Raw genomic sequence first — 24,825 nt, 5'->3', positions numbered from 1 at the left:
CCTTCCATGATTGTCCCGCCGCCCCCGACACTGCGCCTCGTTATCGACAGCGAGGCGCTCGCTGCCAACTGGCGCACGCTCGACCGGCTGTCGGGCACTGCCCGGGCCGGGGCGGCGGTGAAGGCCGATTGCTACGGACTGGGTGTAGCCCGCTGCCTCCCCGTGCTGCGCGACGCCGGCGCGCGCGACTTCTTCGTCGCGCACTGGAGCGAGGTCGCCGCAGTGCTCGAGCATGTCCCGGCCGGGCAGGTTGCGGTCCTCCACGGTGCCAATTCGGCTGAAGAGGCGGCATATGCGACGGCCACGGGCGTGCGCCCGGTCATCAACTCGCTGCACCAGGCGCGGGTGTGGAGCGAGGCGGGCGGGGGCCTGTGCCACCTGATGATCGACACCGGCATCCACCGCTTGGGAATCCGCCCCGAGCAGGCGACCGACCCGGCGATCGCGGCGCTGGATATCGGGGTGTTGATGTCGCACCTCGCATCGGCTGACGAGGACAGCCAGGCCAACCATGCCCAGCTCGCCGCCCTCGGCGCACTGCGACAAGTGGTGGATGCTCGCGAGCTCAGCCTCGCCAACAGCGCCGGCATCGGGCTCGGTCACGACTATGCCTTCGACCTGACACGCCCCGGGCTTGCCCTTTACGGTGGTGTCCCGCGGCCCGAACTGGCAGGCGATATCCGGCAAGTCGCTTACCTCGAAGCCGCGCTGATCCAGGTCGCGGACCTGCGCGCCGGGGAGAGCGTAGGCTACAATGGCGAATTCACGGCGCCTGCAAACATGCGGGTCGGTACTGTCTCGCTCGGCTATGCAGACGGCTTCCTCCGGAGCTGGGGCGGCAAGGGCGTGGCGCTCGAAAGCGAAGGCCGCAGATTGCCAATCCTGGGCAAGGTATCGATGGACATGATCGTGATCGGCCTGGCCGCCGCACCTGACCTGGCTGTCGGCGACTGGCTCGATGTGCCCTACAGTCTGCCTGCGGCTTCGAAGGTCACCGGCCTCTCGCAATACGAGCTGCTGACGATACTGGGACGCCGCCTGAAAGGTTAACATCGCACCACGTTGCATTGCACATATTGCAGGTGCTAAGGCCCTGTGCACCGCAGCATTGTGCGCAGCAATTCCGGAAGATCCACTCCAGCCATGGCCCGCAAGAACACCGCCGAAGGCGACACCGTCGTCATCAAGAAATACGCCAACCGGCGGCTCTACAACACCCAGAGCTCGAGCTACATCACGCTCGACGATTTGGCGGGCATGACCCGCGACGGGGTCGATTTCCAGGTGCTGGATGCCAAGACGGGCGATGACATCACCCACACCATTCTGACCCAGATTATCATGGAAGAAGAGACCAGCGGCAAGCAGATGCTGCCGGTCAGCTTCCTGCGCGACATCATCTCGATGTACGGCAATTCGATGCAGGCGATGATGCCGAGCTATCTCGAGGCCACCATGGCGAACTTCCGCCAGAATCGTGAGAAGCTGCAGGAGGCGTTCCGCGAAGGCCTCGCGGCCAATCCGCTCGCCAAGCTGCACGAAACCAATATGGCGATGATGAAGGCCATGGGCGAAGCGTTCATTCCGGCCGGCCTGCCGGGCGGCAGGAAGTCCGAGCCAAGCAAGCCATCGAAGGATGACGAGCTGGCCGCCCTGAAGGAGCAGATGGCCGCCATGCAGAAGAAGCTGGACGAACTGGGCAAGTAGCTTCAAGCGCCGGCCCGACCTTAAAACGCCATTCGCAGGAACATTGCTGTGACCGAGATCCGCCACGCCCTCTCCGTGAAGCGCGAGGACGACTTCGCCGCCTGGTACCAGGCCGTCATTGCCGAAGCGCAGCTGGCCGAGGAATCGGGCGTGCGCGGTTGCATGGTGATCAAGCCGTGGGGCTACGGCATCTGGGAACGTATCCAGCGTCTGCTCGACGACCGGATCAAGGCGACCGGGCACGACAACGCCTATTTTCCGTTGCTGATCCCCCTGTCGAATTTCGAGCGCGAGGCCGAGCATGTCGATGGCTTCGCCAAGGAAATGGCGGTCGTCACGCACCACCGGCTGATCGCCGGGCCCGATGGCGGGCTGATTCCCGATCCGGAAGCGAAGCTCGAAGAGCCGCTGGTGATCCGTCCGACGTCCGAAACCATCATCGGCGATGCCATGGCGCGCTGGGTCCGCAGCTGGCGCGACTTGCCCTTGAAGCTCAACCAGTGGGCGAATGTGATGCGCTGGGAGATGCGCACCCGCATGTTCCTGCGCACCAGCGAGTTTCTGTGGCAGGAAGGGCATACCGCCCATGCCACCGCCGAAGAGGCCAAGGAGCACACGCTGCGTATGCTCGAGGTCTATCGCGCCTGCGCGGAAGAAGACCTGTCGCTGCCGGTGATCGCGGGCGAGAAGCCGGAAAACGAGCGCTTCCCTGGTGCGGTCGAAACCTGGTCGATCGAGGCCATGATGCAGGACGGCAAGGCATTGCAGGCCGGCACCAGCCATTATCTCGGGACCAATTTCGCCGAGGCTTCGGGCATCAAATATCAGGCCAGCGAAGGCGGCGAGAAATATTGCCACACCACCAGCTGGGGCGTGTCGACCCGCATGATCGGCGGCGTCATCATGACGCACGGCGACGACGACGGCCTGCGCGTGCCGCCGCGGATTGCGCCGTGGCAGGTCGTCATCCTGCCGATGCTGCGCGAAAAGCCCGAGGACGCGGCGCTGCTCGCCTATTGCGAGGAACTGCGCGCCATGCTGGCCAAACAATGGGCGCTGGGCGAGCCGGTCCGCGTGCTGCTCGACGACAAGGCGGGCAAGGCCACCGCCAAGCGCTGGGACTGGGTCCGCAAGGGTGCGCCGCTGATCGTCGAAGTCGGCGGACGCGACATGGATGGCGGCGTCGTCAGCCTGCTGCGCCGCGACCGTCTTTGGGACACGGCAACAGGCAAGGTCGCGTTCGAGGCGCCGAGCCGAGAAAAACTTGCCGAAACCGTCGCTGGCGTCTTGAAGGAAATCCAAGACGGGCTGCTGGGCGAAGCGCGCGAGCGACGCGATGCCAACATCGTGCGCGACGTGACTTCGATGGACGGGCTACGCGCGCATTTCGCGGAGGACCGCCAGTTCCCAGGCTGGGTCGAGGTGGAGTGGTCCAAGCCGACCGGAAGTGCGCTGGACGGCGTGGTCGAGCAGCTGAAGGCGCTCAAGCTGACCATCCGCAATGTGCCGATGGACACGGAACGTCCGACCGGAACCTGTATCTTCACCGGCGAACCGGCTGTCGAGCGGATCTACGTCGCAAAGGCGTATTGACCCGGCGCGCATGGACCGCTCAAACAGCGGCCATGCGCCAAATCCTTCTCGCCACCGTTTTCCTCGCCGCACCGCTTGCCGCACAGGACCATCCCGCCGATTCCGTTTCCGCAGACCGGCTCAAGGCCGATGTCGAGCGGCTGGTAGCCTTCGGCACGCGGCACACGTTATCGGAACAGGACAATCCGGAGCGCGGGATCGGCGCGGCGGTCGATTGGGGGGCGGATCGGTTCAGTGCCATCTCGGAGAAATGCGGTGGCTGCCTCGAAGTAGTCCTCCCAGAACGGATGGTGCAGGGCGCGCGTATTCCCGAGCCTGTCAGGCTGCGCAATGCGGTGGCGATCCAGTGGGGGACCGAGCGGCCCAAGGAAGTCGTCATCGTCCAGGGCCATATCGACAGCCGCGTGAGCGATCCGCTCGACTGGCAGAGCGATGCGCCGGGCGCGAATGACGATGCCTCGGGCACCGCGCTGACGATCGAGGCGGCGCGCGTGCTCTCGGGCAAAAAATACCCCACTACCATCATCTATGCGCTGCTGTCGGGCGAGGAACAGGGGCTGTTCGGCGGCCGCCTGCTGGCCGACTGGGCGACGGAACAGGGCTTCACCGTCAAGGCGGTGCTCAACAACGATATCGTCGGCGGCAGCTGCGGCAGTGACGGCTATTGCGACGACAAGGCGGTGCGCGTCTTCTCCGAAGGCCCACGCGCCGACCTGACCGATGCCCTGCGCGCCGCGCAGCGGCGCGAGGGCGGCGAGAACGACAGCCCCAGCCGCAACCTGTCGCGCTGGCTCGACGGGCTGGCAGAGGAGTATCCCGACGGTCTGGACGTCCGCCAGATCTGGCGCACCGACCGCATGGGGCGGGGCGGGGACCAGATCCCGTTCCTCGAAAAAGGCTATCCCGCAATCCGCTTCTCCGTCGCGGTGGAGGATTACGACCACCAGCACCAGGACCTGCGCGTCGAGGACGGCGTGACCTATGGCGACACTGTGGACGAGATGGATTTCGCCTATCTCGCCAAGGTGACGCAGCTCAACGTGCGGGCGCTCGACCGGCTGGCACAGACACCGATGCCGCCGATTGTAAACATCGATGCGGCCGTTCGGGTCGATACCGGCTTAACGTGGAAGGCCGTTCCCGGTGCCACCACTTATGGCGTCACCCGTCGGCGCACCGATGAATCCATGTGGAGGAAAGGCGAAACTGCCATCTCGTACCTCGATGGGCCGGCTGAAGCGAACGCCAAGGCGGCAGAAACGGGAACGGAGTTCGGCTATACCGCTCCTGTCAGGGGCGATGACTGGCTGTTCGGCGTCCAGTCATGCGCGTGGACACCCGAACGAACCTTCTGTTCACCGGTCGCTAGCGCCGTTCCCGCCGGAGCATTCGAACCGATTGCCAAGGAAGAGGGTGACAGCAAGTAGGCACTCGCCCATAGGCCGGAAATATGGCCCAACCGCCCCGCAAACCGTCACAGCGCAAGCCCGCATCTCGGAAACCTGCACCGCGTCGCGCCCCTCGCCCCGAGGGCCTGCCATCGCGCGAGCAGGTGATCGAGTTCATTCAAGGCTCCGAAACCCCCGCCGGCAAGCGCGAGATCGCCAAGGCCTTCGGGCTCAAGGGGCAGGAGAAGATCGCGCTCAAAAAATTGCTCAAGGACATGGCCGAAGAAGGGCTGATCGACGGCAAGAAGACCGCCTATCACCGCATGGGCGGCGTGCCCAAGGTCACCGTGCTGCGGATCGTCGATGTCGACGATGGCGAGCTGGTGGCGGAACCGGACAACTGGGCTCCCGATGACGGAGCCAAGCCGCCTCGCCTGATCGTGGTCGAGGGGCGCCGGGACAAGAAATCGAAGGGCATGCCCGCGCTCAAGCGCGGCGACCGTGTGCTCGCCCGCACGGAGGAAACCGACGGCGGCTGGCGCGCCTTCCCGATGAAAAAACTGCCCGCCCGGACCGAGGGCATGATGGGCGTGATCGAGCTCGACGGCAGCGGCAAGCCCTGGCTGGCCCCGGTCGACAAGCGAGTGCGCAACTCGGTCCCCGTCGCCGACATCGGCCAGGCCGAGGCCGGGATACTGGTACTGGCCGAACAGGCCGGCAAGTCGCCGCGCTCAGGCGTGAAGGTGGTGGAGGTCTATGGCGACCCGCTCGCCCCGCGCAGCTTCAGCTTGATCGCCATCGCCAAGTTCGGCATCCCGCACATCTTCCCCGAAGCCGCCATCGAGGAAGCTGAACTCGCCGCCAGGCTGCCGCTGAGCGAGGACAAGCGCGAGGACCTGCGGCATATCCCGATCCTCGCCATCGACCCCGCCGATGCGCGCGATCATGACGATGCGATCTGGGCGCAGCCCGATCCGGACAATCCCGGCGCTTGGCAGGCGATCGTCGCGATTGCCGATGTTTCCCATTACGTCCGCCCCGGCGGCGCGCTCGACCGCGAAGCGAGGAAGCGCGGGAATTCGGTCTATTTCCCCGACCGCGTTGTGCCCATGCTGCCCGAGGTGCTGAGCGCCGATGTCTGCTCATTGAAGCAGGGGCAGGACCGCGCGGCTATGGCCTGCCACATGCGCATCTCGGCCGAGGGCAAGGTCACCTCGTGGCGCTTCACCCGCGCTATCGTCCGGCTGACGCACAATATCGCCTATGAGGACGCGCAGGTGCAGATCGACAGCGGCGAGGCGTCGGACGAGCTCAAGCATCTGTGGGAAGCATGGAAAGCGCTCGCCGCGGCCCGCGCCGCACGCGACCCGCTGGAACTGGAAATCCCCGAACGCCGCGTGGTGCTGGACGAGAAGGGCCGCATTGCCGACATTGCCGTGCGCGAGCGGCTCGATGCGCACCGCGTGGTCGAGGATTTCATGATCGCCGCCAATGTCGCGGCGGCCAAGGCGCTGGAGGCCAAGACCGCGCCGGTGGTCTATCGCATCCACGAGCCGCCCAGTCGCGAGAAGATCATCGCCCTGCGCGACTATCTCGGCACCATGGGCCGCAAGCTGGCGCTCGGGCAGATCATCACCCCCACGCTGTTCAACCGCTTCCTGAAGGACGTCAGCGACGAGGCTGAGCGGGCGCTGCTGATGGAGGCGGTGCTGCGCAGCCAGACTCAGGCCTATTACGGGCCAACCAATGCCGGGCATTTCGGGCTGGCGCTGGCGAGCTATGCGCATTTCACCTCGCCGATCCGGCGGTATTCGGACCTGCTGGTGCACCGCGCGCTGGTCGATGCCTATGGTTTGGAGCAGCCCAAGCCGAAGAGCGATCTGCCCGAAACGTCCGGCCTTGCCGAGCGCGATCGCAAGGACCTGCAGCAGATTTCCGACGCGATCAGCACGACCGAGCGGCGCGCGATGGAGGCGGAACGCGACACCATCGACCGGTATGTCGCATCGTTCCTCGCGCAGCATGTCGGCAAGGCCTTCCAGACCCGCATCACCGGGGTGCAGGGGTTCGGCTTCTTCGCCACCATTCAGGATCTCGGCGGCGACGGGCTGGTGCCGGTCTCGACGCTGGGCCGCGAGTATTTCCGCCACGACGAAGCGGCGCAGGCACTGATCGGCGAACAGAGCGGGACGCGCTACGAGGTCGGCCAGCGGCTGGAACTGAAACTGGCGGAAGCGAACCCGCTGACCGGTGCGCTCAAGTTCGAAGTGCCCGATGCCGAAGGCGACCCGATCGAACCGCGCGGCAACCGCGAGGGACCGCGCAAGAAGTCCGGCTTCACCCAGGGCAAACGCGGCCGTCCGGGCAATATCCGCCACCAGGGCAAGCGGCGGAAATAGCCGTCAGGTCACCCGGTCGATATCTTCGTTGGTGAAGTGCCCGGGGATGATGAACAGCGGGCAGGGCAGGGTCGCGGCATTCTCGCTGAAGTGCATCACCAGCGGGCCGGAGCTGCTCTCGCCGGCGGCCAGCACCAGCGCGTGCACCTCGGGGTGTTCGTCGAGGTACTCCTTGATGACCTTGCGCCCTTCGCCGACCTTGACGGTGATCTGCGGCATCTTGCCGCTTTCGGCCAGCAGCGTGCCCGCCGCGCTGGAGGCAACCGCCTCGGCCCGGTCGCGCGCTTCCTGCTCGATGGTCGCCTGAACGCTGCCGAAGGCGCTGAAGTTCTGCGGCTGGACCAGTGCCAGCACATGCACCGCGCCATCGACCGCCACCGCCCGGCGCGAGGCCCAGCGCAGCGCCTTGTGCGCCTCTTCGGTCTCGTCGACGATCACTAGGAATGCGCGCATCTGAACCCCTCCACCCGCCCGCGTATCCGCTGAAATCGTATGCGTGGCAAGGGGGCGGGGCATCCGCGCCCAATGGCCTTGCCGCGCGCCGCCAAATTGGCCAAAGCGTAGGGGAAACCGCGCCAGCCCCGATGCCGGCCGCCACAGAGGAACGCTGCCTGCCCATGCCGACCCAGATCAAGATGCCCGCGCTTTCGCCCACGATGGAGGAAGGCACGCTCGCCAAATGGCTCGTCAAGGTCGGCGACACGGTCAGCGCCGGCGACATCATGGCCGAGATCGAAACCGACAAGGCGACAATGGAATTCGAAGCGGTCGATGAAGGCGTGATTTCCGAGATCCTCGTGGCCGAGGGGACGGAGAATGTGAAAGTCGGCACCGCCATTGCCATGCTGGCGATGGATGGCGAGGATGCGAGTGCACCTGCTGCTCTGGCTCCGGCCCCTGCAGCAGCTGCACCAAAGGCAGAACCGGCTCCGGCACCCGCACCAACTCCCGTCAACGCACCCGCTGCTGCGCCGAAGGCATCCGGGGATCGCATCGTCGCCTCGCCGCTGGCCAAGCGCATTGCTGGGCAGAAGGGCATCGACCTTGCTGATGTGAAGGGCAGCGGTCCCAATGGCCGGATCGTCAAGGCCGATCTCGAAGGCGCTACGGCCTCGGCCGCGTCCAAGACGCAGGCCGCAGCTGCACCCGCTCCGGCGAAGCCCGCCACCCTCGGCGGCGACCTCGACGCGCCATACGAAGCGCTCAAGCTCAACAATGTCCGCAAGGTCATCGCGCGCCGCCTGACCGAGGCGAAGCAGACCATCCCGCATATCTACCTCACCGTCGACGTTCGGCTCGATGCACTGCTGGCGCTGCGCGGCCAGCTCAACGCCTCGCTCGAGGCGGATGGCGTGAAACTCTCCGTCAACGACCTGCTGATCAAGGCGCTGGCCCGCGCGCTCCAGCGTGTGCCCAAGTGCAATGTCAGCTTCCAGGGCGACGAGCTGTTCGAATATTCGCGGCAGGATATCTCCGTCGCGGTGGCCGCGCCTTCGGGCCTCATCACCCCGATCATCCGCGACGCGGGCCGCAAGGGCCTCGCGCAGATCAGCACCGAGATGAAGGAACTGGCGGGCAAGGCCAAGGACGGCAAGCTGCAGCCGCATGAGTTCCAGGGCGGCACCGCCTCGCTCTCCAACCTCGGCATGTTCGGCACCAAGCAGTTCGACGCGGTGATCAACCCGCCGCAGGCAATGATCCTCGCTGTCGGAGCGGGCGAGCAGCGCCCGTGGGTGATCGACGGCGCGCTGGGCGTCGCCACCGTGATGAGCGCCACCGGCAGCTTCGACCACCGCGCCATAGATGGCGCGGACGGCGCAGCACTGATGCAGGCGTTCCAGCAGCTGGTGGAGAACCCGATGGGGCTGGTGGTGTGATCGCGCTGAAGCTCGCGGCTAACCTCTGCGGCGCGCTGGCCTTGGTGATCGGCCTTCTTGTCAAACTTTCTCCCACTCCCAGCGACCAGTTGGGTGGCAACATTATCATTTGCGTCGCCGTGGTCGGTTTGGTCGTGGTGAATATGACATCGGGCTGGATCGCCACCATCGCGCAATGGGACCTCTGCATCCCAGTGATAGTAGCGGTAGGGTATTTCATTGTTAGGAAATTTGTCTGAGCCGCTCTCCCCTCATCCGCGTCACGGCCATGCCGACCGACATGAACCCCTATGGCGGGGTGTTCGGCGGCTGGCTGATGAGCCAGATGGCGCTCGCCGCAGGCTCGCTTGCGAGCCGCGAAGGGAAGGGCAAGGCGGTGGTCGTCTCGGCAACTGATTTCGCCTTCCCCGGCGCGATGCAGGTGGGTGACGAACTCTCGGTCTATTGCGAGATCGCGGCGACCGGCAACACCTCGCTCACCATCGCCGCCGAAGCCATCGCCCGCGAGCGCAACGGCGAGGCCGAGACCAAGGTGGCGCAGGGCACGTTCAAATTCGTCCTGCTCGACGACAACAACAGGCCGCGTGTGGTTGCGGCTGCTTCTCTCCCCAAGGAAGACATGAATGGCTGACCAATACGACGTTATCGTTCTCGGTTCCGGACCCGGCGGCTATGTCGCGGCGATCCGCTGTGCGCAGCTGGGGCTGAAGACCGCAATCGTCGAGCGCGAGAACCTCGGCGGCATCTGCCTTAACTGGGGGTGCATCCCGACCAAGGCGCTGCTGCGTTCGGCGGAGATCTTCCACTATATGCAGCATGCGGGCGATTATGGCCTCAAGGCACAGGGGATCGAAGCCAATCTCGAAGCGGTCGTGAAGCGCTCGCGCGGGGTGGCGAAGCAGCTCAACCAGGGCGTCACCCACCTGATGAAGAAGAACAAGATCGCCGTGCATATGGGCGAGGGGACGCTAACCGGCCCGACCTCGCTGACGGTAAAGTCCGACAAGGGCGAGGAAAAGCTCACCGCCAAGCACGTCATCGTCGCTACCGGAGCCCGCGCGCGGGACCTGCCCTTCGCCCCGGCCGACGGCAAGCGCATCTGGACCTATCGCACCGCGATGACCCCGCCCGAAATGCCGAAGAAGCTGCTGGTGATCGGCAGCGGCGCGATCGGGATCGAATTCGCCAGCTTCTACAACGACATGGGCGCGGACGTGACAGTGGTCGAAATGCTCGACCGGATCGTACCGGTGGAGGACAAGGACGTCTCGACCTTCCTCGAGAAGAGCCTGACCAAGCAGGGCATGACCATCCTCACCGGCGCGGGCGTCGAGGATATCAAGGCGGATGCCAAGGGCGTGAAGGCCAAAATCAAGGCCAAGGACGGCAAGGTCACCGAGCAGGAGTTCACCCACTGCATCGTCGCCATCGGCATCGTGCCCAACACCGAGAACATCGGGCTGGAAAAGCTGGTCGACCTCGACCGCGGCTTCATCCAGATCGATCCCTATGGCCGTACCAAGAGCAAGGGCCTTTGGGCCATCGGCGACTGCACCCCCGGGCCGTGGCTGGCGCACAAGGCGAGCCATGAAGGCGTCACCGCCGCCGAAGCCATCGCGCAGGAGCTGGGCAACAAGGACGTGCACCCTCACCCGCTTGATCGCAACAACATTCCCGGCTGCACCTACTGCCACCCGCAAGTCGCCAGCGTGGGCATGACCGAGGCCAAGGCCAAGGAAGCCGGCCACGAGGTCAAGGTCGGCAATTTCCCCTTCATCGGCAACGGCAAGGCCATCGCACTGGGCGAGGCCCAGGGCTTCATCAAGACCGTGTTCGATGCCAAGACCGGTGAACTGCTGGGCGCGCATATGATCGGCGCGGAAGTGACCGAACTGATTCAGGGCTACACCGTCGGCAAGCAGCTCGAGACAACCGAAGCGGAATTGATGCAAACCGTCTTCCCGCATCCGACGCTTTCTGAAATGATGCATGAAAGCGTGCTGTCGGCCTATGGACGGGCGCTTCATATCTAAACCGGCTCAAACAGGGGTTACGCCATGCTGAAACGTCTTACTCTCATGGCGGCGGCTCTTTCAGCGTCCACCGCCGCATTGGCCGAGCCGACCTATGTCGTGGCCGACCGGATGCTGGAGATCGAGACGGGCAAGTACATCGCCAATCCGGTGATCGCAGTCGAGGATGGCAAGATCGTCTCGGTAGGCACCGGTTCGGCTCCCGCTGGCGCGAAGGTGATCGACCTGACCGGCCATACCATCCTTCCGGGCCTGATCGACATGCACGTCCACCTCGACGGTCGGCCCGAATACGGCGGCTACAGCGGGCTGCAATTCACCGACCGGTTCTGGACCTTCCTCGCTGCGGCCAATGCGGAGAAAATGCTCAAGGTCGGTTTCACCACCGTGCGTAATGTGGGCGATGCCGACTACAATATTTCCGGCCTAGACCAGGCCATCGGCGAGGGCTGGGTCGTCGGCCCGCGTATCGTCAATGCCAACTACGCACTCGGCGCGACCGGCGGGCACTGCGACGAAACCTTCCTGCCGCCCAGCTTCAACCGCAAGAGCCCCGGCGTCGGCGACAGCCCGCAGGAGCTCCGCCAGCGGGTGCGCGAGCAGCGCAAGTACGGTGCGGAGGTGATCAAGGCCTGCGCCACCGGGGGTGTCTTCAGCCGCAACACCGCGCCGGGGATACAGCAGCTCAGCTTGGAAGAACTGACCGCCATCGCCGACGAAGCGCATTTCTGGGGGCTCAAGGCCGCCGCCCATGCGCACGGCGCGGAAGGCATCAAGGCCGCGATCCGCGGCGGCTTCGACACGATCGAGCACGCCAGCTTCATCGACGACGAGGGCATCCGGCTGGCGAAGGAGCGCGGCACCTTCCTGTCGATGGATATCTACAACACCGACTACACGCTTTCCGAAGGCGAAAAGAACGGCGTGCTGGAAGAAAACCTGGCCAAGGAACGGCTGGTATCCAAGGCGCAGCGCGACAATTTCACCAAGGCGCACAAGGCAGGGGTGCGGATGGTCTTCGGCAGCGATGCCGGGGTTATGCCGCACGAACAGGTCGGCGGCCAGTTCGCGGTCATGGTACGGCTGGGCATGAGCCCGCTGGAGGCGATCCAGGCGGCGACTATCAATGCTGCCGAAGCGCTGGGGCAAAAGGGCCAGGTGGGCACGCTGAAGCCAGGCGCCTGGGCCGATATCGTCGCCGTTGACGGCGATCCGCTGGCCGATGTCGGGCAACTTGCCGATGTTGACGCGGTCCTGAAGGGCGGCGTGCTGGTCGAGTAGGCCAGGAAGCCGGGGCCGATCGATGGGCGATTTCCTGATCCTTGCCTTCAGCCTGCTGGTCGCAGGCGTGGTGGCCGTGCCTCTGGCGACCCGCTTCGGTCTCGGCACCGTGCTCGGCTACCTGCTGGCCGGCATGGCGCTCGCGCCCTTGCTGGGCGTCCTGCGCGTCGATGTGGAACAGATGCAGCAGTTCGCCGAATTCGGCGTGGTGATGATGCTGTTCGTGATCGGGCTGGAACTGGAACCGAAGCGGCTTTGGGCGATGCGCAAGCGGCTGATTGCCTTCGGGGGCGGGCAGGTGTTGCTCACCACGCTCGTTCTTGCAGCAATCGCCTTCTCCATAGGCGACAACCGCTGGCAGACATCGCTCGCCATCGGCATGATCCTGGCCCTCTCCTCCACAGCGATCGTGTTGCAGACCCTAGAGGAGAAGGGCTTGCTCAAGACGCAGGGCGGCGAGGCGAGCTTCTCCGTCCTGCTGGTGCAGGATGTGGCCGTCATCCCGATGCTGGCCCTGCTGCCCCTGCTGGCAATGCCGGAACTGGCAACGGCGGCTCAAGGGGCCGAAGGCGCGCACGGGCACGGCGGCCTGAACCTGGTCGAGAACCTGCCAGGCTGGCTTGCCGCCATCGTGACGGTGGCAGCGGTCGGGCTCGTCATCCTGATCGGGGTCTACCTTACCCGTCCGGTTTTCCGCACCATCGCCAACCTGCAACTGCGCGAGCTGTTTACCGCCGCGGCATTGATGTTCGTGGTCGGCATCGCCCTGCTGATGACACTGGTCGGACTTTCGCCCGCGCTCGGGGCCTTCGTGGCCGGGGTAGTCCTCGCCAACAGCGAATACCGGCACGAGCTCGAAGCCGACATCAACCCGTTCAAGAGCCTGTTGCTAGGCCTGTTCTTCATCACCGTCGGCGCCGGCATCGATTTCGACCTGCTCGGCGATCAGCTGGGCGATGTCGTCTTCTGGACCAGCGTGGTGATCCTCACCAAGATGGCGGTGCTGTTCGCCATCGGCAAGGCATTCAACCTGCGCGCGCAGGATCGCTGGCTGTTCTCGCTCGGGCTGGCGCAGGCGGGCGAATTCGGTTTCGTGCTGGTATCCGTCGCCCTTGCCAGCGCCGTGTTCGACCAGTCGCTGGCCAGCCTGCTGCTGCTCGTGATCGCGAGCTCCATGCTGGTCACGCCGATGCTGTTCATCGTCTACGACAAGGTGATCATGCGGATGTACTGCCGCGGCGGCGACGAGCGCGAGGCCGACGAGATCACGGAGGACAACGAGATCATCCTTGCCGGCAGGGGCAGGGTCGGCGGCATAGTCGACCGGATGCTCGATGCCGCCGGATACAAGGCGACGGTTATCGACTACGATTCGCGCCACATCGGCAATCTCGAGAAATTCGGGACCAAGGCTTATTTCGGCGACGCGACCCGGCCGGACCTGCTGGCGAGCGCGGGGATCGCACGTGCCAGGCTGCTGATCGTGGCGCTGGACGAAAAGGAACAGATCGATCGGCTCGTAGCCCACGTGATGCAGAACTATCCCGACGTTCACGTTATCGCCCGCGCCATCGACCGCGACCATGTTTACAAGCTCTGGGCGCTGGGTTGCCGCGACATTATCCGCGAGGTCTATGACGGGTCGATCCGTATGGGCCGTTCCGCCTACGAAGCGCTGGGCCATGACCGGCAGGCGGCGCAGGCCATGGCGGACGCGTTTCAGGAGATGGACCGGAGCTCGATGGTCGCCATTGCGGATGTCTACAAGGTGGACGTTCCCGCCTTCGAGAACGAGGAACTGATCGCCAAGGTCCGCGAACTGCGCAGCAAGTGGGACCCCAAGCTGCGCGACCAGATGGACCAGATCATGGGCCGCGGTTTCGGGAATTTGTGACCATGGTGCCGGTGGACTTCTTCTTCGATCTCTCGTCGCCCTGGACGCGACTTGCGTTCCACAATTTCCGGCGCCTGCCGGAATTTGCACTGACGCAGACCCGCTGGCGCCCTTTCCTCGTCGGAGGGGTCTTCAACGCGGTCAACCCGCGGGTTTACGAGGCGCGCGAAGGCGACCAGTCGCGGATGCTTCGGAGCTTCGAATGGCTCAAGGAATGGGCGGCCTTGGCAGGGGTGGCGATGAATTTCCCTTCTCCGCACCATCCCCTCAAGTCGGTCCATGCCATGCGCGCCTGTTGCGCGCTGGAGGATGACCAGCCTGCACTGCTGCGCTTCGCCGGAGCAGCGTTCGAGGCGTACTTCGCCGACCAGCGCGATCTCGACGATCCTGCGGAGCTGGCCGCTGTCGCGGACAAGGTCGGCATCGACGGCGCTGCCCTGATAGAACAGGCATCGAGCGAGGCGATCAAGGACCGGCTGCGTGCCAATACCGACGAGGCGATCGCGCGCGGCGCCTTCGGCTCGCCGACGATTTTCGTCGGAGGCGAGCACATCTATTTCGGCAACGACCAGCTGCCGCTGGTGGCCCGGCGGATCAGGGAGCTGGCGTGAAGGCAGGTGCTGGCGGATGGGGTGGGATTCGAACCCACGGTGAGCTTGCACCCACGCCGGTTTTCAAGACCGGTGCATTCAACCACTCTGCCACCCATCCGTCGAGCCCGCTCGCTAGCGAGGCGAGACGCCATTGTCACCAGCATTCAGCGACCTAGGGAATTCGCATGGCAAAAGGCACGCACGACTTCGCGCCGGACCCGCGCAACGAGACCATACTGATCAACGTGAACGGCGCGCTGGTCCCACGTGCCCAGGCGACCGTCTCGGTGTTCGACAGCGGTTTCATGCTGGGTGACGGGGTGTGGGAAGGGCTGCGGGTCCACAGGGGGAGGATCGCTTTCCTCGATGTGCATCTCGACCGGCTCTACGAAGGCGCCAAGGCGATCGCGATGGATATCGGCCTGACGCGCGACGAACTGACGTCACGCCTCTACGAGACCATCGACGGCAACGGGATGCGTGACCAGCCGGGTGTGCATATCCGCCTGATGGTGACGCGAGGTATCCGGTCCACGCCTTACCAGGATCCGCGGGTAGTGATCTCACCGGCAACGGTCGTCATCATCGCCGAATACAAGGCTCCGCTGCCCGCAACGGTCGAGAAGGGCATCCGCCTGTTTACGGTCCATGTCCGCCGCGGCGATCCGGCCGTACAGGACCAGAAGCTCAATTCGCATTCCAAGCTCAACTGCATCACCGCCTGCATCCAGGCGACGCAGGCCGGTGCAGACGAGGCGCTGATGCTCGATCCGCACGGCTTCGTCGCAACCTGCAATTCGACCCATTTCTTCATCGTCCGCAAAGGCGAAGTCTGGACCAGCAGCGGGGATTACTGCCTCGGCGGCATTACCCGCGCCAATGTCATCCGCCTGTGCCGCGAGGAAGGCATCCCGGTGTTCGAGAAGAACTTCTCGCTCACCGATGTCTATGGCGCCGACGAGGCTTTCGTGACCGGGACATTCGCGGGCGTGGTGCCCGTCACCGAGGTCGACGGGCGGCATTTGACCGATGGACGCGGGCCGATGGTCGAACGGTTGCAGGGTCTCTACAAGGCGCTCATCGAACGGGATGTGGCGGCGTGACGTCACCGCAAGCCACTGATTCCGTTCGTATCGCCATGTGGAGCGGGCCGCGAAACCTGTCGACAGCGATGATGCGCAGCTTCTCTAGCCGGGCCGATACCTTCGTCAGCGACGAGCCCTTCTACGGCGCCTATCTGAAGCAAACCAGTGACCCGCAACCGATGGCGGCCGAAGTCATCGCCAGCATGGATTGCGACTGGCAATCGGTTGCGCGGGCGATGCGCGGTCCGGTGCCGGACGGCAGCCCTATCTGGTACCAGAAGCATATGCCCCATCATATGGAAGGGCCGGTCGATATCAGGGACTTCCCGGGGATGCGCCACGCCTTGCTCATCCGGCATCCGGCGCGGGTGGCGGCGAGCTACGCCAACAAGCGGAGCGACATCAACGCCGATCACCTCGGGATCACCCGCCAACGGCAATATTTCGACATGATCGCGGACCAGCAGGGCTGCGCTCCGCCCGTCATCGACAGTGCCGACGTTCTCGCCGATCCCGAAAACGTCCTCAAAAAGCTTTGCCAAGCCCTTGATATTGCATGGGACACGGCCATGTTACGCTGGGACAAGGGGCCCCATCCTCAAGACGGCGTGTGGGGATCCCACTGGTATGACGCAGTCAACGCCTCGACCGGCTTCGGCGATCCCCCGGGGCCGCTGCCCGATCTGCCCGTCGCCTACCGGCGGGTAGCCGACCAATGCCTCGCCGATTACGAGTTCCTGAGGCAATTCGCCCTATCTGCATAGGCATTTTCCACGGCAGGTCGGCGCGACGAACCGCTCGTCGAAAAGATGTCATTGGGTCATTGGCCTTTCAGCTTCGAAATGACACAAGGGAAGCTATGCCGATCAAACGCTTGCTTCTCGTACTGGGTGCTCTTTTGCTAACTGCGCCAGCCACGGCACAGGACATGTCCTTCGATTCCTACCTGCAGTTGCTTATCGCGCGCGCCAGGGCCGAAGGCGTCAGCGAGGGCACGCTGGCTCGCATGACCTCCGGCCTGACCCCGAACCAGCGCGTTATCGAACTCGACCGGTCGCAGCCCGGCACACCCAGCAGCACCGGTTTTCCCAAGCTGCAGCCCTATCTCAACACCCATGTCGACACCGCGCGCATCAACGGTGGCAAGCGCATGTTCGACGCCACCCGTTACCTGCATGGCCAGATCGAGGCGCGCTATGGCGTCCCGGCACCGATCCTGCTCGCCATCTGGGGGCACGAGACGAACTACGGCAGCTACACCGGGGATTTCGATCTCTCGCGGTCGCTCGCCACGCTGGCCTGGGAAGGGCGGAGGCGCGAGCTTTTCGCGGCCGAATGGGTCGCGCTCATGAAGGTCGCGGACAAGGGCTATTCCCGCTCGCAGCTGGTCGGCAGCTGGGCGGGGGCTTTCGGCTATCCCCAGTTCCTGCCTAGCGTGTACCTGCGCCTTGCCGCCGATGGCGACGGCGACGGAAGGGCCAACATCTTCGACAACCGTGCCGACACGCTTGCCTCGATTGCGCGCTATTTCCAGGATGCCGGCTGGCGCAGCGGGCAGCCCTGGGGCGTCCAGGCTTCATTGCCGGCCGGCTTCAACCCCGACGCCTACCGGACCGAGCTGGTCTCGCCGGTCTGCTCCAGAGTGCACGAGCGGCACAGCCAGTGGAAAACGGTAGGGGAGTGGCGCCAACTGGGCGTGCAGCCACAGGTTTTCCTCCCGGACGCGACGCTCGCGTCGCTGTTCCAGCCGGACGGTCCCGGCACCCGCGCCTGGCTCTTAACCTCAAATTATCGGGTCATCCTCGAATACAATTGCTCCAATTACTATGCGATGAGTGTGGGGCTGCTTGCTGATGAGATTGCGCGATGATGCCGGGAAGCTTGTCTTCGCCCTTGGCCTGAGTTTGCCGCTGGCCGCCTGCGGCTCGGCTTCGGCCCAGCAGCCGCTGGCCTCGATAGATACTCCGGCCGGCGATGCGATCGCCCGCTTCGGGCCCGAAGCCGATTACCCGCAGGTCCTGGGCGAACCGTTCGTCGTCGACGGGCAGACCTATACGCCCGAGGATATCTACAGCTACGATGCCGTCGGCTACGCCGCGCTCGAAGCCGAGGGAGCGGGCGGGGTATCGGTCGCCCACAAGACGCTGCCTCTCCCGAGCTATGTCGAGGTTACCTCGCTCACGTCGGGCAAGACAATCCTTGCCCGGGTGGAGCGACGGGGCCCCATGACCGCGCAGCGCCTTGTCGCCCTGTCGCCCGCCGCGGCCGCCCAGCTTGGCCTGGCCGAAGGCGAGCCTGTTCGGGTACGCCGCGTCAATGCGCCGGAGGCCGAACGTGCCGAACTGCGGGCTGGCAACCAGGTTGCCGAGCGGCTCGCCACGCCCGATTCGCTTCTCGCCGTGCTGAGGAAAAAGCTGCCGACGGCAGGCGATGCGGTCAGCCTCGCCCTCCCGGCGCGCCCGGCGGCGCCGACGGCCGTTGCCAGAGCAGACGTCGCGCCCTCCACGGCAGCGCCGGCGCCGGTCACCAAGCCGGCAACCGCACCGGCAACTGCCAAACCGGCGCGGCCGGTCCCTGTTGCGACAGCCAAGGCCGACGCTGCGGACGGGTCACCGGTGCCAAAGGCGCAGGTGCCCGATCCCAAGGGCAAATTCGCCGTTCAGGCCGCGGCCTTTTCGAGCCGGGCCAATGCCGACAACCTTGCGCGCAAGCTGGAAGGGGCCTTCGTCACGCAATCCGGCAATTTCTATCGCGTCAGGGTCGGGCCGTACGCTACCCGTGGACAGGCGGAGGCTGCGCTCGCCAAGGTGCGGGCAGCCGGTTATAGCGACGCGAAGGTCGTTTCAGCAGGTTAGGCCACCGGATCCCGCCGGTGCGCGGGAGTGAAAGTGCAGCGTTTCGTCGTAACATTGCTGGCAATCCTGGCGTCCGCTTCGCCAGGGAATGCCGCGCCAGCGCCTGCGCCTGTACCGGACGCGATCCCGATTGCCATGCTGGTCGACCTGTCGAGCGGCCAGGTGCTGTTTGCGCGCAATGCCGACCGGCGGTTCGTTCCGGCCTCGATCGCCAAGGCGATGACGGTCTATGCCGCGTTCGACCTGATGGAAAGAGGCAAGCTCAAGCCGGAGCAGGTCTTCACCTTCAGCGAAACGACGGCGAGGGACTGGCGGCGCACCGGATCGACCATGTTTCTCGAACCGGGCCAGGCGGTTTCGGTGCACGAACTCTTGATGGGTATCACCACCGTATCCGCCAATGACGGTTCGGTGGTGCTTGGCGAAGGCGTCGCGGGCTCGCTGGAGGGCTGGGTCGCGGTCATGAACGGCAAGGCCCGCGCCCTCGGCATGACCCAGACCCACTTCGGCAATCCCAACGGTTTCCCGGACGGCGCTAGGACCTTCACCACAGCGCGCGACCTCGTGACATTGGGACGCGCGCTGACGACGGAACACGCGCCGCTCTATCGCCGCTATTTCGGCCATCGCGGCCTGAGGACGAACGGGTTTGCGCAGGACAACCACGATCCCCTCAGCGGCGTGGTCGACGGGGCCGACGGTATCAAGACCGGCTTTACCGCGCAGGCCGGGTTCGGCTTCCTCGGCAGCGCCATACGGGGCGACCGCCGGCTGGTAATGGTGGTGGCCGGTGCCCCGGAGGAATCGCTGCGCGACGAAACCGCGAGGGCACTGATGGAGTGGGGCTTTTCCGGCTTCCGCAGCGCCGCGCTGTTCGCCGCCGGCGAACGCGTCGCGGCAGCTCGCGTGCAGGATGGCGAAGCTGCGGAGGTCGCTCTCGCCACGCCGCAAGCTGTGCGCTTTTCCGTCCCTGTCGGCACGGCCGGAAAGGTGTCTCTCTCGGTCGTCTACGATGGGCCCCTGCGGGCTCCGGTGGCCAAAGGCGAGACAGTGGCGGAACTTGTCATTTCCGCCGCAGGCATGCCCCCGTCGCGGGTCCCCCTGGTGGCTGCGGAGTCCGTGGCCAAGGCAGGCTTCCTGCGCAGGATCGCCAACGGTCTACGCGGGCTGGTAGAATGAGCAGCGGCCGCTTCATAGCCCTCGAAGGCGGGGAAGGGACGGGCAAATCGACCCAGGCCCGCCTGCTGGCCGAAGCGCTTTCTGAGCGCGGGTTTGAAGTTATCGCGACGCGCGAGCCGGGCGGAACGCCGGGAGCCGAAGCCATTCGCTCGCTCCTTCTCGACCCACCCGGCGAAGGCTGGGGTGCCCGGGCCGAGGCGCTGCTGTTTGCCGCTGCCCGGTCCGACCATGTCGAAAAGCTGATCCGCCCGGCCCTGGCACGCGGTGCCTGGGTGGTGTGCGATCGCTTCGTCGACTCGAGCCGCGCCTACCAGGGCGGGGCAGGCGGGATAGGGGACGACGCGGTAAGGTCGCTCCATGCCGTGGGCAGCGGGGGCCTGCGCCCCGATCTCGCCGTTCTGGTCGACGTCGATCCGGTGCTGGTTGCCGAGCGGCTGGCATTGCGTGACGGGGACAACACCGATGCTATCGGTGGCCGCGGCGAAGCCTATCATGCCGCCGTCGGCGCAGCATTCCGTCGCCTAGCCGAGGATGACCCTGCCGATTTCGCGATTGTCGATGGCACCGGTTCGATCGAAGAAGTGCATAGCCGGGTGCTGGCCGCTGTCGCACCGCTGATCGAGGGTGCCAGCTAGTGCTGCCCGGCCATGAAGAGCCCTGGCGCGAATGGGATGCGGCCTTGGCAGGTCCGCGCATGCATCACGGCTGGATGCTGGCCGGGCGGCAGGGGCTGGGCAAGCGCGACTTTGCCCTCGCCGCCGCCCACAAGCTGGTGGGGGGAGGGCCGGCACCCGAGGAGCATCCGGATATCATCGTCCTCTCTCGCCCGCCCAAGGACGACAAGGAAGAACGCAAACGTGCCGAAGGGCAGGACTTCGAGCGCAAGCGCAACATAACCGTCGACCAGATCCGCGCGATGCAGCGGCGCCTCACGACCCGGCCGACCCTGGGCGAGCGCCGTGCGATCATTGTCGATGCGGCGGACGATCTGGAGAAGGGTGCATCGAACGCATTGCTGAAAAGCCTCGAGGAACCGCCCGAAGGCACTTTTTTCCTGCTTGTTGTCCACCGTCCTGCGCGCCTGTTGCCGACGATCCGGTCGCGCTGCCGGGTGGTGCGGTTCGCTCCTCTCGGCGAGGCCGAAATTGCCCGTCTCATCTCCGAAAATGCTCCTGCCGCGAGCGCCGAGACCCGTGCTGCAGCGATAGCGGCCGCAGGCGGATCGCCCGGCGCGGCACTCGAATTCGTCGAGCAGGACCTTGCCCCCATCGCATCGCTGATGCGCTCGATCCTTGCCACCGGCGACGGCGACTTCGCCCTGCGAGGTCAATTGTCTGCGGCCATCGGCGGGAAGCCCGACCGCGAGCGAATGCAGGCGACCTTCGACCTGGCGCGGGCCATTCTGGCCGAACAGATGCCGCTGGCACCGACTGCGCAACTGGCCCGTCTGGCCGATGCCCACGCCGACATGGTCGCGCTGGCAGGCCAGGCACCGACCTACAATTTCGATCCCGGCTTCCTCGCGATGGAAATCGGCAGCTTGCTCGCATCGGCTGCTCCCAATAAGGAGCGCGCCTATGTCTGACACCCCCGAACCTTTCTACATCACAACCGCCATCAACTACCCCAACGGCCGCCCGCACATCGGCCATGCTTACGAGGGGATCGCGACCGATGTCGTCGCCCGCTTCCAGCGGATGCGGGGGCGCGATGTGCGGCTGGTTACCGGCACCGACGAGCATGGGCTCAAGATGGACCAGACGGCGCGCAAGCTGGGCATGGCGACCATCGACCTTGCGACAGAAATGTCCGGCCACTTCAAGGACATGTGCGCCAAACTCGATATCGCCTATGACGAGTTCGTCCGCACCACCGAGCCGCGCCATCACGCCGCCAGTACCGAGCTGTGGAAGCGGATGGAGGCCAATGGCGACCTCTATCTCGACCGCTACGAGGGCTGGTACTCTGTCCGCGACGAGGCGTTCTACGACGAGAGCGAACTGACCGAGGGGGAAGGGGGCATCAGGCTCTCTCCGCAGGGCACACCGGTCGAATGGACGGTCGAGGAAACGTGGTTCTTCCGCCTCTCGAGGTATCAGGACAGGTTGCTGGCGCTCTATGCCGAACAGCCCGACTTCATTCGCCCGGACAGCCGTCGCAACGAGGTGCTGCGTTTCGTCGAAGGCGGGCTGAAGGATCTCTCCGTCAGCCGCACCAGCTTCGACTGGGGCGTGCCGGTGCCGGGTAGCGACGGCCACGTGATGTATGTCTGGGTCGATGCGCTGACGACCTACATGACCGGGGTCGGCTTTCCCGATACTGAGGGCGCAATGTTCAGCAGGTACTGGCCCGCCGACATCCACATGATCGGCAAGGACATCGTCCGGTTCCACACTGTCTATTGGCCGGCCTTCCTGATGAGCGCAGGGCTGCCGCTGCCCAAGCAGGTCTTTGCCCACGGCTTCCTGCTCGCCCGTGGCGGCGAGAAGATGAGCAAGAGCGCTGGAAATGTCGTTGATCCGATGGATCTGGCCGAACGGTTCGGGATCGATCCGCTGCGCTATTTCTTCATTCGCGAAATCGCCTTCGGGCAGGACGGCAGCTACTCGGCGGAAGCCATCGTGCAGCGCGCCAATGGCGAACTGGGCAATGCCTTCGGCAATCTGGCGCAGCGAACGCTGGGCTTCATCGCCAAGAACCTCGACGGCGCGCTGCCGGCCATCAACGGACACGATCCCGCAGATGCGGAACTGTTTGAGACGATCGACAAGGCGGTGCGGAGCGACATCCCGGAGGCGTTCGAGGCACTGGCCCTGCAGCAAGGCGTCGAGGCATGGCTCCAGGCCTGCTTCGCCTGCAACGCCTATATCGATGCGCAGGCACCGTGGACCCTGCGCAAGACCGATCCCGAGCGGATGGAGACCGTGCTTGCCACGCTCTACATCTGCATCGCCCAGTTGGCGGTCGCGATTGCCCCGGTCATCCCGTCGAGCGCCGCCAGGCTGCTCGACACCATGGGCGTGGACGAAAGCCTGCGCAGCTACGATGCGATCGGCGGCCACTGGTATTCGCCGCTGGCCGAGAGCGATTTCCGCATCGGTGCACCGACCCCGCTGTTCCCGCGCCTGGAACTGGCCGACGAAGACACTGGGGACGAAGCGGCCTGATGCTGATCGACAGCCACTGCCACCTGCAATATCGCGGACTGGTCGATGACCAGCAGGGCGTGCTGGAGCGCGCCCGCGCGGCGGGAGTGCGGGGCTTCCTCAATATCTCGACCAAGACCAGCGAGTGGGACGCCGTCGTCGGGACCGCGCAGCGCGAGCCGGATGTCTGGGCCAGTGTCGGCGTCCATCCGCACGAGGCCGATGCGCACGAGGACCTGGGCCGCGAAAAGCTCCTCGCAGCGACGCGGCAGGACAAGGTCATCGGCATCGGCGAGACGGGGCTCGATTACTATTACGACAAGTCCGACCGCGAGGTGCAGAAGGCGCTGTTCCGGATGCACATCGGCGTGGCGCGCGAGGTGCAGCTGCCCGTCATCATCCACACCCGCGATGCCGAGGACGATACGGCGCAGATCCTGGCCGAGGAGATGGAGCAGGGGACCTTCCCGGCGCTGATCCACTGTTTCACCGCCTCGGCGGAGTTCGGGCGCAAGGTGCTCGACCTGGGCCTCTCGATCTCGATCTCGGGCATCGTGACCTTCAAGAACGCGGCGGAACTACAGGCCGTGGCAAAGGACGTGCCGGCCGACCGGCTGCTGGTCGAAACCGACAGCCCCTTCCTTGCCCCCGTCCCGCATCGCGGCAAGCCGTGCGAGCCCGCCTTTGTGCGCAACACGGCGCAATTCCTTGCCGATCTGCGTGGCGAAAGTCTTAAGGACCTCGCCGCCAACACCACCCGCAATTTCCACGCACTGTTCACGCGGGCTGCGGCATGAAAGTCCTGATGCTCGGAACCGGCACCTCGACCGGGGTACCGCGCATCAACGGCGACTGGGGCGATTGCGATCCGAACGAGCCGAGGAACCGCCGCACGCGCGTTTCGATCCTGGTCGAAAACGGGACAGGTCAAAGACTTCTGGTCGATACCTCGACCGATATGCGCGCCCAGTTTCTTGCCAACGGGATAGAGAGCATCGACGGTGTGTTCTGGACGCACGACCATGCCGATCACTGTCACGGCATCGATGATCTTCGGTCCATGCGCTACGGCCGCGCGGCACCGATCGCCGGCTTTGCCAGCGCCAGCACCTGCCGGCGCCTGCGCAGCCGCTTCAGCTATGTCTTCGCCGGAGAGCATGGCTATCCGACGATCGTCGCCCTGCAGGAACTCGAACGGCAGCGGATGCATGCCGGCTTCGGGCTCGACTGGTGCGAAATGCCGCACGGGCCGACGACCACGACCGCTTTTCTCTTCGAAAGCGAAGGCAAGACAATCGGTTATGCAACGGACTTCAGCGAGATTACCGATGAAATGGTCGACCTGTTCGACCAGGTCGATATCTTGGTCTGCGATTGCCTGCGCCGCGAGCCGCATCCGACCCATGCGCATCTGGGCATGGCGCTCGAGCTCAAGCAGCGTACCCGTGCGCGCAAGATGGTCCTGACGCATCTCGACAAGAGCATGGATTATCGCAGCCTGTGCGCCGAAGTACCGGCGGATGTAATCGTCGGCTATGACGGGCTCGAGGTATCGGTATGAACGAATACGACTGGGTCCAGCTGATTTCGCTGCTGGCATTCCTGATCCTGGCAGCCAGTTCGCTGGCGTCCTACAAGCTCGACTGGAGGACCGGGATCAAGCAGGCGCTCATCTGGGGCTGCCTGTTCACGGGGCTTGCGCTGGCTATCAGCTGGCTGAGACTCGCTTGAACAGCCGGGAGGGCCCTTCGCTCCCCTCCGGCCACCCGCTTCATTTAACATAATATATATTATC

General features: G+C 65.1%; 24 protein-coding genes and 1 tRNA gene. 23 read left to right on the top strand and 2 right to left on the bottom strand.

The window, feature by feature from the left end; translation table 11 throughout:
- Positions 1-6 precede the first annotated feature (6 nt).
- From alr to rnr, 5 genes are all read left to right on the top strand, one after another.
- Positions 7-1,050 carry an alanine racemase gene (gene alr, locus WAB17_RS12065; RefSeq protein WP_435417588.1) on the top strand — a complete coding sequence of 348 codons (1,044 nt, stop codon included), beginning with the start codon at positions 7-9 and terminating at the stop codon, positions 1,048-1,050.
- Positions 1,051-1,143: 93 nt separating this feature from the next.
- Positions 1,144-1,707, top strand: a complete 564-nt coding sequence (gene phaR / locus WAB17_RS12060) for a polyhydroxyalkanoate synthesis repressor PhaR (protein WP_435417587.1) — start codon at positions 1,144-1,146, stop codon at positions 1,705-1,707.
- Positions 1,708-1,755: 48 nt separating this feature from the next.
- Entirely contained in the window at positions 1,756-3,300 is a 1,545-nt protein-coding gene (gene proS, locus WAB17_RS12055; protein ID WP_435417586.1) for a proline--tRNA ligase, read from the top strand.
- A 32-nt stretch (positions 3,301-3,332) separates the two neighbouring features.
- Complete coding sequence (locus tag WAB17_RS12050) at positions 3,333-4,727, top strand: M28 family peptidase (protein WP_435417585.1); 1,395 nt, start codon at positions 3,333-3,335, stop codon at positions 4,725-4,727.
- Between the two features lie 23 nt (positions 4,728-4,750).
- Positions 4,751-7,087: a ribonuclease R gene (gene rnr / locus WAB17_RS12045; RefSeq protein ID WP_435417584.1), complete on the top strand. Its 2,337-nt coding sequence runs from the start codon at positions 4,751-4,753 to the stop codon at positions 7,085-7,087.
- Positions 7,088-7,090: 3 nt separating this feature from the next.
- On the opposite strand, the gene WAB17_RS12040 is transcribed toward rnr, so the two are convergent.
- Positions 7,091-7,540 (bottom strand): universal stress protein, encoded by a 450-nt coding sequence (locus WAB17_RS12040; protein WP_435417583.1) that lies wholly within the window; start codon positions 7,538-7,540, stop codon positions 7,091-7,093.
- Positions 7,541-7,704: 164 nt separating this feature from the next.
- Between WAB17_RS12040 and WAB17_RS12035 the strand changes: the two genes are divergently transcribed.
- Genes WAB17_RS12035 through WAB17_RS12005 form a run of 7 tightly spaced genes read left to right on the top strand, consistent with a single transcriptional unit; the run spans position 7,705 to position 14,783 of the window.
- Positions 7,705-8,964, top strand: a complete 1,260-nt coding sequence (locus WAB17_RS12035) for a pyruvate dehydrogenase complex dihydrolipoamide acetyltransferase (protein WP_435419386.1) — start codon at positions 7,705-7,707, stop codon at positions 8,962-8,964.
- Positions 8,961-9,203, top strand: coding sequence for a hypothetical protein (locus tag WAB17_RS12030; protein ID WP_435417582.1), 243 nt, complete (start codon positions 8,961-8,963; stop codon positions 9,201-9,203). The genes WAB17_RS12035 and WAB17_RS12030 overlap by 4 nt, the downstream gene beginning before the upstream one ends.
- 29 nt (positions 9,204-9,232) lie before the next feature.
- Positions 9,233-9,595 (top strand): acyl-CoA thioesterase, encoded by a 363-nt coding sequence (locus tag WAB17_RS12025; RefSeq protein WP_435417581.1) that lies wholly within the window; start codon positions 9,233-9,235, stop codon positions 9,593-9,595.
- A complete protein-coding gene (gene lpdA, locus WAB17_RS12020) occupies positions 9,588-10,997 on the top strand; it encodes a dihydrolipoyl dehydrogenase (RefSeq protein WP_435417580.1) in 1,410 nt (469 codons plus the stop codon). The genes WAB17_RS12025 and lpdA overlap by 8 nt, the downstream gene beginning before the upstream one ends.
- Before the next feature lie 24 nt (positions 10,998-11,021).
- Complete coding sequence (locus tag WAB17_RS12015; RefSeq protein WP_435417579.1) at positions 11,022-12,278, top strand: amidohydrolase family protein; 1,257 nt, start codon at positions 11,022-11,024, stop codon at positions 12,276-12,278.
- 22 nt (positions 12,279-12,300) lie between these two features.
- Entirely contained in the window at positions 12,301-14,172 is a 1,872-nt protein-coding gene (locus WAB17_RS12010) for a cation:proton antiporter domain-containing protein (protein WP_435417578.1), read from the top strand.
- Between the two features lie 2 nt (positions 14,173-14,174).
- Positions 14,175-14,783, top strand: a complete 609-nt coding sequence (locus WAB17_RS12005; RefSeq protein WP_435419385.1) for a 2-hydroxychromene-2-carboxylate isomerase — start codon at positions 14,175-14,177, stop codon at positions 14,781-14,783.
- 10 nt (positions 14,784-14,793) lie between these two features.
- Here the strand turns inward: WAB17_RS12005 and WAB17_RS12000 are convergent.
- Positions 14,794-14,883: transfer RNA gene (locus WAB17_RS12000), tRNA-Ser, on the bottom strand.
- A 67-nt stretch (positions 14,884-14,950) separates the two neighbouring features.
- Here WAB17_RS12000 and WAB17_RS11995 point away from each other — a divergent pair.
- The 11 genes from WAB17_RS11995 (at position 14,951) to WAB17_RS11945 (ending at position 24,761) form a co-directional block, all read left to right on the top strand.
- Entirely contained in the window at positions 14,951-15,868 is a 918-nt protein-coding gene (locus tag WAB17_RS11995; protein WP_435417577.1) for an aminotransferase class IV, read from the top strand.
- Complete coding sequence (locus WAB17_RS11990) at positions 15,865-16,614, top strand: HAD family hydrolase (RefSeq protein ID WP_435417576.1); 750 nt, start codon at positions 15,865-15,867, stop codon at positions 16,612-16,614. The genes WAB17_RS11995 and WAB17_RS11990 overlap by 4 nt, the downstream gene beginning before the upstream one ends.
- A gap of 95 nt (positions 16,615-16,709) precedes the next feature.
- Positions 16,710-17,720: a lytic murein transglycosylase gene (locus tag WAB17_RS11985; protein ID WP_435417575.1), complete on the top strand. Its 1,011-nt coding sequence runs from the start codon at positions 16,710-16,712 to the stop codon at positions 17,718-17,720.
- Positions 17,704-18,705 (top strand): SPOR domain-containing protein, encoded by a 1,002-nt coding sequence (locus WAB17_RS11980; protein ID WP_435417574.1) that lies wholly within the window; start codon positions 17,704-17,706, stop codon positions 18,703-18,705. Before WAB17_RS11985 ends, WAB17_RS11980 begins: the two co-directional genes overlap by 17 nt.
- 33 nt (positions 18,706-18,738) lie before the next feature.
- The gene (locus tag WAB17_RS11975) at positions 18,739-19,884 is read left to right on the top strand and encodes a D-alanyl-D-alanine carboxypeptidase family protein (RefSeq protein ID WP_435417573.1); all 1,146 of its coding nucleotides are present in this window, start codon (positions 18,739-18,741) and stop codon (positions 19,882-19,884) included.
- Positions 19,881-20,519 carry a dTMP kinase gene (gene tmk / locus WAB17_RS11970; RefSeq protein ID WP_435417572.1) on the top strand — a complete coding sequence of 213 codons (639 nt, stop codon included), beginning with the start codon at positions 19,881-19,883 and terminating at the stop codon, positions 20,517-20,519. The genes WAB17_RS11975 and tmk overlap by 4 nt, the downstream gene beginning before the upstream one ends.
- Positions 20,520-20,521: 2 nt before the next feature.
- Positions 20,522-21,469: a DNA polymerase III subunit delta' gene (locus WAB17_RS11965; RefSeq protein ID WP_435419384.1), complete on the top strand. Its 948-nt coding sequence runs from the start codon at positions 20,522-20,524 to the stop codon at positions 21,467-21,469.
- Complete coding sequence (gene metG, locus WAB17_RS11960; protein WP_435417571.1) at positions 21,462-23,051, top strand: methionine--tRNA ligase; 1,590 nt, start codon at positions 21,462-21,464, stop codon at positions 23,049-23,051. Before WAB17_RS11965 ends, metG begins: the two co-directional genes overlap by 8 nt.
- The gene (locus WAB17_RS11955; protein WP_435417570.1) at positions 23,051-23,827 is read left to right on the top strand and encodes a TatD family hydrolase; all 777 of its coding nucleotides are present in this window, start codon (positions 23,051-23,053) and stop codon (positions 23,825-23,827) included. The genes metG and WAB17_RS11955 overlap by 1 nt, the downstream gene beginning before the upstream one ends.
- Positions 23,824-24,591 carry an MBL fold metallo-hydrolase gene (locus WAB17_RS11950; protein ID WP_435417569.1) on the top strand — a complete coding sequence of 256 codons (768 nt, stop codon included), beginning with the start codon at positions 23,824-23,826 and terminating at the stop codon, positions 24,589-24,591. The genes WAB17_RS11955 and WAB17_RS11950 overlap by 4 nt, the downstream gene beginning before the upstream one ends.
- Positions 24,588-24,761 (top strand): hypothetical protein, encoded by a 174-nt coding sequence (locus tag WAB17_RS11945; RefSeq protein ID WP_435417568.1) that lies wholly within the window; start codon positions 24,588-24,590, stop codon positions 24,759-24,761. The genes WAB17_RS11950 and WAB17_RS11945 overlap by 4 nt, the downstream gene beginning before the upstream one ends.
- Positions 24,762-24,825 lie beyond the last annotated feature (64 nt).

The organism is Parerythrobacter aurantius (genome assembly GCF_045291475.1).
Taxonomy (GTDB): Bacteria; Pseudomonadota; Alphaproteobacteria; order Sphingomonadales; family Sphingomonadaceae; genus Parerythrobacter; species Parerythrobacter aurantius.
Note: the sequence above shows the minus strand (reverse complement) of the source record. Positions and strands in the feature narration are given on the sequence as shown.